This is a genomic window from Yersinia sp. LJYL362, assembly GCF_048323875.1.
In genome coordinates this window covers 1-8,907 of record NZ_JBLWEX010000044.1, presented here as the reverse complement: position 1 = coordinate 8,907, position 8,907 = coordinate 1, and the positions used below count along the sequence as shown (strand labels likewise).

Sequence of the window (8,907 nt, the reverse complement as noted above, 5' to 3'; positions counted from 1 at the left end):
AGGTTTTCACATTAGCGACTCTGGTTGCCAGCATGATGTTCGGCGCGGCGGCTCAAGCTGATACCCGTATTGGTGTCACTATTTATAAATATGATGACAACTTTATGTCCGTGGTCCGTAAAGCTATCGAGAAAGATGCTAAAGCATCTCCTGATGTTACCTTACTGATGAATGACTCTCAGAATGACCAATCCAAGCAAAACGATCAAATTGACGTGTTGCTGGCTAAAGGCGTAAAAGCGTTGGCAATCAACCTGGTTGACCCAGCCGCCGCGCCAGTGGTGATTGATAAAGCCCGTGCAAACGATGTTCCAATTGTGTTCTATAACAAAGAACCTTCACGCAAAGCGCTTGATAGCTATGACAAAGCTTATTACGTCGGGACTGACTCCAAAGAATCTGGCGTTATCCAGGGTGAGTTGATCGCTAAACATTGGAAAGCCAATCCAAATTGGGATCTGAACAAAGATGGCAAAATTCAATTTGTACTGTTGAAAGGCGAGCCGGGCCACCCAGATGCTGAAGCCCGTACCACTTATGTTATCAAGACCCTTAACGAGAAAGGCATTCCAACGCAGCAGTTGCAGCTAGATACCGCAATGTGGGATACCGCACAGGCTAAAGATAAGATGGACGCCTGGTTATCGGGTCCGAATGCCAACAAAATTGAAGTGGTTATCGCGAACAACGATGCCATGGCAATGGGCGCAGTTGAAGCATTGAAAGCGCATAACAAAACCAGCATTCCAGTCTTTGGTGTTGATGCCTTACCAGAAGCATTAGCTCTGGTGAAATCAGGTCAAATGGCCGGTACTGTTCTGAATGATGCGAATAATCAGGCTAAAGCGACCTTCGATCTGGCTAAAAACCTGGCGGATGGCAAACCTGCCGCTGAAGGCACTAAATGGAAAATCGACAACAAAATTGTACGTATTCCATATGTAGGTGTTGATAAAGATAACCTGGCTGAATTTACTAAATAATAGCCAGTAGTCGTGATGGGTTGTCCCCACAGCAGCTCTAACAGCTATGGGTAAAGACGTTATTATTAACCTTCTGGCCCCGTTATTGGGTGACCAGCGCCGGGGCGGAAGGTTTTTTGCATTGATCCTTATTTTGAATATGCGCTGGACGACGGGTGTTGTTTATATCCAGAGCGTCAGTGGCGATTCTTAGCCAGGTATAACTATGGCCGATATTAATACAGCACAACCTCGCGAGTGGTTGCTGGAAATGAGTAATATTAATAAATCATTTCCGGGCGTAAAGGCGTTAGATAACGTAAATCTTAAAGTGCGGCCAAATTCGATCCATGCGTTAATGGGAGAGAATGGTGCAGGTAAGTCAACGCTATTAAAATGTCTGTTTGGTATCTATAAAAAAGACTCCGGGAGTATTATCTTCCAGGGGCAAGAAATAGAATTTAAAAGTTCTAAAGAAGCATTAGAACACGGTGTTTCTATGGTGCATCAGGAGTTAAACCTGGTATTACAACGCACCGTGATGGATAACATGTGGCTGGGGCGTTACCCAACCAAAGGTTTCTTTGTCGATCAAGATAAAATGTACAAAGATACCAAAGCTATCTTCGATGAATTGGATATTGATATTGATCCACGCGATAAAGTTGCCACTTTATCGGTATCCCAAATGCAAATGATCGAGATTGCTAAAGCTTTTTCTTACAATGCAAAAATTGTCATTATGGATGAGCCCACTTCTTCATTAACTGAGAAGGAAGTTAATCATCTATTTACGATTATCCGCAAATTGAAAGAACGCGGCTGTGGTATTGTTTATATCTCCCATAAGATGGAAGAGATATTCCAACTGTGCGATGAAATCACTATTTTGCGTGATGGTCAGTGGATTGCGACCCAGCCTCTCGAAGGGCTGACCATGGATCAAATTATCTCCATGATGGTTGGGCGCTCGCTGAGTCAGCGTTTCCCAGACCGCCTCAATAAGCCTGGTGAAGTCATTCTGGAAGTGAAGAATCTGACCTCACTGCGTCAACCTTCAATCCGTGACGTGTCCTTTGATCTACATAAAGGTGAGATTCTGGGGATTGCTGGATTGGTGGGGGCTAAACGTACCGACATTGTGGAAACATTATTTGGTATCCGCGAAAAAGTGGCTGGCACGATTAAATTGCATGGTAAGAGCATTAATAACCACAGCGCCAATGAAGCTATTAATCACGGTTTTGCATTAGTGACGGAAGAGCGTCGCTCAACCGGGATTTATGCTTACCTCGATGTGGGTTTTAATTCCCTGATTTCTAATATTCGTAATTATAAAAATAAATTTGGGCTGCTGGATAATACCCGCATGAAGAGCGATACCCAATGGGTTATCGATGCAATGCGAGTAAAAACCCCCGGTCATCGCACCAGTATTGGTTCTTTATCCGGTGGAAATCAGCAGAAAGTCATTATTGGCCGCTGGCTATTAACTCAACCAGAAATATTAATGTTGGATGAACCGACTCGGGGGATTGATGTCGGCGCTAAGTTTGAAATCTATCAGTTAATGACTGAACTAGCGAAGAAAGACAAAGGAATTATTATTATTTCCTCTGAAATGCCTGAGCTATTAGGGATCACTGACAGAATTTTGGTAATGAGTAATGGTCAAGTTGCGGGAATTGTTGAAACTAAACAAACCACGCAAAATGAAATATTACGTCTTGCATCCTTGCATCTCTAATCTAGTCGAAGGTTCTTATTATGAATGCGTTAAATAAGAAAAGCATGCTCACTTACCTTAAAGAGAGCGGGATTTACGTCGTATTATTCGTATTGCTGGCAATAATTATTGTCAAGGACCCGACATTTTTAAGTCTGATGAACTTAAGTAATATTCTGACCCAATCTTCTGTGCGTATTATTATCGCGCTCGGTGTTGCGGGGCTGATTGTGACTCAAGGTACCGACCTGTCAGCAGGTCGTCAGGTGGGGTTAGCGGCGGTGGTTGCGGCAACGATGCTGCAAGCCATGGATAACGTTAATAAAGTTTTCCCAGATTTGCAGACTGTCCCTATCCCAATCGTTATTTTAACCGTGTGTTTGATTGGCGCGATTATCGGTTTGGTCAACGGTATTATCATTGCTTATCTGAATGTGACACCATTTATTACCACATTGGGCACGATGATTATTGTTTACGGGATTAACTCCCTGTATTACGACTTTGTGGGTGCTTCACCGATTGCTGGTTTTGACCCTGCATTCTCAACCTTTGCACAAGGGTTCTTGCGATTTGGTGATTTCAAACTCTCTTATATTACCTTCTATGCATTGATTGCTATCGGTTTTGTTTGGGTACTGTGGAATAAAACCCGCTTTGGTAAAAATATTTTCGCCATCGGCGGTAACCCAGAAGCCGCAAAAGTTTCTGGTGTGAATGTGCCACTAAACTTAATCATGATTTATGCGCTGTCTGGTGTGTTCTACGCATTTGGCGGGATGTTAGAAGCCGGTCGTATCGGTAGTGCAACCAATAACCTGGGCTTTATGTATGAGTTAGATGCGATCGCCGCTTGCGTCGTGGGCGGGGTGTCATTCAGCGGTGGTGTCGGTACCGTTATCGGTGTTGTGACCGGGGTTATCATCTTTACGGTGATTAACTACGGGTTGACTTATATCGGTGTGAACCCGTACTGGCAGTACATTATTAAAGGTGCGATCATTATCTTTGCGGTAGCTCTGGATTCACTGAAATACGCCAAGAAAAAATAATCAGCTATTAGCAAGACAAGAAAGCCAGCCAGAGTCAAACTCGGCTGGCTTTTTTACCTGTCATATTCTTCGTCAAAATTGTCGAAGGACATCATCATATCCAGCGCAGTTCAATGGGCCGGATTACGCAGATAAATTATCCAATAGGTCAGTCCTACTAATAAACCACCACCAATGATATTACCGATCGTCACCGGAATAAGATTATCGATAATAAAATTGGACATGGTGAGGGAAGGGAATTGGTCTGGCGTTGCATTAATTGAATGCCAGAATTCGGGTGATGCAAAATCACGGATCACAATTGCTAATGGGATCAAAAACATATTAGCAATACTGTGCTCAAATCCACTGGCTACAAACATGCCAATGGGGAGTAGCATCACCACGATTTTGTCTGTCAAAGTATGGCCAGAATAACTCATCCATACCGCCAGGCAGACCATCAAGTTAGCCAATATCCCCAAACACACCGCTTCTACAAAAGTATGATGTAATTTATGGTCGGCTGTTTGCAACACATTTAGGCCCCATAAACCATTCGCCGCAGTATGCTGACCGGCAAACCAAATCAGGCCAACAAAAAAAAATGCTCCAATCAAATTACCAAAATAGACATTGATCCAATTGGCCATTAATTGTCGCCAATTTATCTTGCCACTGGCTTTGGCTACTACAATCAACACCGTGGAGGTAAACAAATCAGCACCACAGATTATCACCATAATCAAGCCAAGGGAGAAACATAAACCGCCGACTAATTTTGCCAGGCCGTATGCCACACCTGCGGTGCCGGTAGTTGCGGTTATGTAGAAGACAAAAGCAATGGAGATAAACACCCCGGCGGTTATCGCTAAATAAAAAGTAGTGGCTGGATTTTTAGTGGCTTTATATATACCAACTTGCTCTGCAAGCTTTGCCATATCAACCGGAAGTCGCAGATCAAAGGGATTTTCAATACTCATTGATAACTCCTTATTGATTATTTTTTTGTAAAGAGAAGGGTAAGGTAGAAATTAAATATTTATTTTGATGACAGAGATTTTATGCATTTTCCATACCATAAAGTTGGCGGTATTTTTGACAATGTGCTGTGGACTAATGAGCTAGATTAGGTATTTCGCTCATGGTTTTGAGCCAATATATAACCATTCCGTTGTGCAATGATTTATACATCGATGTGTTCATAAGGAGCATCAAATAAAAAGTCGCGCGGTATGTAACTTTATGTTTTATCGGGTTTTTTAATGTGAATGAGACGTGATTTCAATAATAATTCTTCACAGGTGAATGGGGCCAAATAGTTTGTTAATCCAGATCAAGCTTATCGCTGGTTAATATATATTTGTTCATTTCAATACCTTAAAGTAGTAATCATCCATTTTTTGGGCTTAATTACTTTGGGTATATATGGATAGCGCAAAAAAACTACCCCGTCCCACATTGGCTCAAGTCTGGCAAGACACATTGTTCGCGGTATCGAAAAGGCTATTATTGCTGCGAGATATAACCGATTTAGTTAATGAGCTCAGGAAAATCTCTTTTTCTGTTGTTCGTTTTCAGCGGGTCAATTTATTACTGCTTAACCCCCTGTATAACCAAATGACGCTCTATACCCATGATGATGTGTCTGATACCGTTGTGGCGTCACAAAACATTTTATTTGCCGAAGGCCCCGGCGGGCTGGCCTGGCAGCAACAGACGCCTTTGCAAACTGACAGCCACCGTATGCAAAGGGAGTTTTCTGCTGTTTGTGATTTAGCACCGTATCAGGAATTACATTCTGGTTGCCATTTCCCTTTGGGCCATGACAAGCACTGGTCGGGCTGTGTTGAGTTTATTAAAACTGATAACAGCCAGTTTGATGAGCAAGCTATTACCTTTCTAGGATTATTAGCAGAAGTGGTGGCCATCGCGGTAGATAATATTACTGAGATAAACCGTGCATTCTCCGAGCGCGAGCGACTGCGCTTTGAACGAGATCATTTCCGTATATTAGTTGATGTCACCAATACGGTTATTTCTAAATTGGAGTTGGATGTATTAGCGGCTGAAGTCTCAAAAGAGATACACCGTTTTTTCAATATTGATTACATCAGTTTGGCAATATGCGGCACCCACAATGACAAAAATAAACTGAATGTTTTCTCTACTCGCTATCAGTCCGGTAAAGCGGTGCAGTATCAACAAGCTTGGGTCGATATGACGGGCACATTAGCCGGGCAGGTTTTACACAGCCGGGAATTATTGCTCGTCAATCTGGCTGATATTGCTCTCTTGGCACCGGATGATAAACAACTGGCAAATATGCTGGACACTGGTTTACAAGCGGTTTGCCTATTGCCACTATTTTTCGGTCATAAGATGCTGGGCGTATTAAAACTAGCACAATGTCAGAGTGATATTTTCACCGACAACAACCTTAAACTGTTACGACAAATAGCGGCACGAATTGCTATCGCAGTCGATAATGCCTTGGCTTACAACGAAATTACCCGCCTGAAAGATTCATTGGTAAATGAAAATCTCTATTTGACTGACCAGATTATTCATAATGAAGAGTTTGGCGAGATAGTGGGGCACAGCGCTGCTATCCAAGCGGTGCTGGAACAGGTTGAAATGGTGGCATCCAGTGATTGTACGGTATTGATTCTGGGTGAAACCGGCACTGGTAAAGAGTTAATTGCCCGTGCTATCCATAATTTAAGTACCCGTAAGAATAAACGCATGGTGAAAATGAACTGTGCGGCCATTCCCTCCGGCTTAATGGAGAGTGATCTGTTTGGTCATGAAAAGGGGGCTTATACTGGTGCGGCCTCACAGCGTATTGGTCGCTTTGAAATGGCTGATGGTGGTACGTTATTTCTTGATGAAGTTGGCGATATTCCTCTCGAATTACAACCGAAGCTCCTGCGGGTGCTCCAAGAGCGAGAAATCGAGCGACTGGGGGGCAGTAAAATTATCCCGGTTGATGTTCGGTTGATTGCCGCGACTAACCGTGATTTAAAATTGATGATGGTCAATCGGGAATACCGCAGTGATCTCTATTATCGGCTTAATGTCTTTCCCATTGTTATTCCACCTTTGCGTGAACGCCCTGAAGATATCCCTTTATTAGTGAAATTTTTTACTCAGAAAATAGCCAAACGTATAAACCGCACTATTGATACCATTCCGGGTGAGACATTGCGTTTACTCAGCCGTCTACCTTGGCCGGGTAATATTCGCGAACTGGAAAATGTTATTGAGCGCGCAGTGATCCTCAGCCGTGGCACCACGCTAAATTTACAGTTACAAGAACTGGAATATCATTTATCGCCATTAGAGGTGACGAAACCTGTATTGGAGCGGGGTGTTCACAAACCCTTATTACCTGAGAGCGAAGAGCCGGAGTTTTCAGAATCCGAACGCACGCGGATTATTCGAGTATTACGGGAGACCAATGGCGTGGTGGCGGGGCCAAAAGGAGCAGCAATTAAGCTGGGACTGAAACGCACCACGCTGTTATCCCGCATGCAGCGCTTAGGAATCTCAGTAAAAAGTATCGAAGATGAAGATGGGATGGAATAACTTACGTAATTGTCTTTTTTGTTCTGATTTAGATTCTCTATTCGCAAGCAGCAGAGTTGAACCAAGGCTATTTCTACTCGGACGAGGCGTCGCGAGCAAAGCCAGTCTGGGCGCGCCCAGCGCACAGCCACCGGAGTGTACATAAGTACATGACGGTGGTGAGCACTGCGTAAACCCAGAATGGCAAAGCGCAGTAGCCGTTAATTGATCAACAGATCAACAGATCAACAGATCAACAGATCAACAGATCAACAGATCAACAGATCAACAGATTAAGATACTTCGGCTTCCCTACGTAACCGCGCCTTCAACTGGCTATATTCCTGTTGCACGTAATTTTCCGCCCAAGTTTGATCCGCAATGGCCTCCAATTTCACTGCACAATACTTATATTCCGGCGTTTTGGAAATCGGGTCCAGATGGTCCAGTGTCAGCTCATTACATGCGCCGATCCACCACTGATAAGTCATATATACCGCACCCACATTGATACGTTCACTGACTGACACCCGAGTAATAACCTTACCGCGCCGCGATTCAACCCACACTAATTGTTGATCACGCAAGCGCATTTTATCGGCATCCTGCGGGCTTATCTGCACGTAACCTGGTTCATCGGCCAGTGTTTGTAATGCTGAGCAGTTACCGGTCATGGAGCGGCAGGAATAGTGCCCGACTTCACGCACGGTACACAGCACTAGCGGGTAGTTCTCATCCACCAGCTCCATAGGTGCACGCCATTCGCTGGCAAACAACAGCCCTTTGCCGCCGGGGCGGTCGAACTTATTACCCGCATATAACCACGGTGTGCCGGGGCTGTCCTCAGTGGTACAAGGCCACGGAACATAGCCTAAACCGGCCATTTTTTCGTAAGTTGCGCCGTAATATAGCGGGCATAGCTCGCGCAGTTCGTCCCAAATCTCGTTAGTATTATGGTATTTCATCGGGTAGCCAAGGGCTGTCGCCATCAGACTGATAATTTCCCAATCCGGTTTGACGTCACCTTGCGGTTCGACTGCTTTTTCAAAACGTTGGAAACCGCGGTCGGCGGCAGAATAAACCCCTTCATGTTCACCCCACGACGTTGCTGGGAAAATCACGTCGGCCTCGGCGGCAGTTTTGGTCATAAAGATGTCTTGTACAATCAGTAATTCCAATTCGCTGAATGCTTCGCGCATCATCGAAAGGTCCGGTTCGGTTTGCAGCGGATCTTCACCCATCACGTAGTTGGCTTTGATTTTGCCTTCTTTGACTTTATGCGGAACATCAGTCAGCGAGTAACCAATTTTGCCGGAAAGAGAAGGAACACCCCAGGCTTTGGCGAACTTCTCCAGTGTCGCGGGGTCAGTCACGGCTTGATAGCCGGGGTACATGTTAGGCAATGCCCCCATGTCGCAGGCACCTTGCACGTTATTCTGCCCACGTACTGGGCCGACGCCGACATTTGGGCGGCCTAAATTGCCGGTCAGCAGTGCCAACCCTGACAATCCTTTAACCACATCCACGCCCTGACCCCACTGGGTAACACCCATGCCCCACAAAATGGTGGCAGAAGGTGCGGCAGCATAGATGCGCATCGCTTCACGAATAGTGTGTG

Annotated in this window: 6 protein-coding genes; 4 read left to right on the top strand and 2 right to left on the bottom strand. The window is 44.7% G+C overall.

The features are described from left to right. The 3 genes from mglB to mglC form a co-directional block, all read left to right on the top strand. On the top strand, positions 1-983 hold a 983-nt coding region (mglB, locus tag ACNSO8_RS01810; RefSeq protein WP_418393619.1), incomplete at its 5' end, for a galactose/glucose ABC transporter substrate-binding protein MglB. A gap of 205 nt (positions 984-1,188) precedes the next feature. Continuing rightward, positions 1,189-2,709 (top strand): galactose/methyl galactoside ABC transporter ATP-binding protein MglA, encoded by a 1,521-nt coding sequence (mglA, locus tag ACNSO8_RS01805; protein ID WP_050075198.1) that lies wholly within the window; start codon positions 1,189-1,191, stop codon positions 2,707-2,709. A gap of 20 nt (positions 2,710-2,729) precedes the next feature. Beyond that, positions 2,730-3,740: a galactose/methyl galactoside ABC transporter permease MglC gene (gene mglC, locus ACNSO8_RS01800; RefSeq protein WP_004388732.1), complete on the top strand. Its 1,011-nt coding sequence runs from the start codon at positions 2,730-2,732 to the stop codon at positions 3,738-3,740. 110 nt (positions 3,741-3,850) lie between these two features. On the opposite strand, the gene focA is transcribed toward mglC, so the two are convergent. Then, complete coding sequence (gene focA / locus ACNSO8_RS01795; RefSeq protein ID WP_418393645.1) at positions 3,851-4,705, bottom strand: formate transporter FocA; 855 nt, start codon at positions 4,703-4,705, stop codon at positions 3,851-3,853. 445 nt (positions 4,706-5,150) lie between these two features. Here focA and flhA point away from each other — a divergent pair, with 445 nt between their 5' ends. Beyond that, positions 5,151-7,310 carry a formate hydrogenlyase transcriptional activator FlhA gene (gene flhA, locus ACNSO8_RS01790; RefSeq protein WP_418393644.1) on the top strand — a complete coding sequence of 720 codons (2,160 nt, stop codon included), beginning with the start codon at positions 5,151-5,153 and terminating at the stop codon, positions 7,308-7,310. A 272-nt stretch (positions 7,311-7,582) separates the two neighbouring features. On the opposite strand, the gene ACNSO8_RS01785 is transcribed toward flhA, so the two are convergent. Next, a partial coding sequence (locus tag ACNSO8_RS01785; RefSeq protein ID WP_418393643.1) for a molybdopterin oxidoreductase family protein occupies positions 7,583-8,907 on the bottom strand: 1,325 nt, incomplete at its 5' end.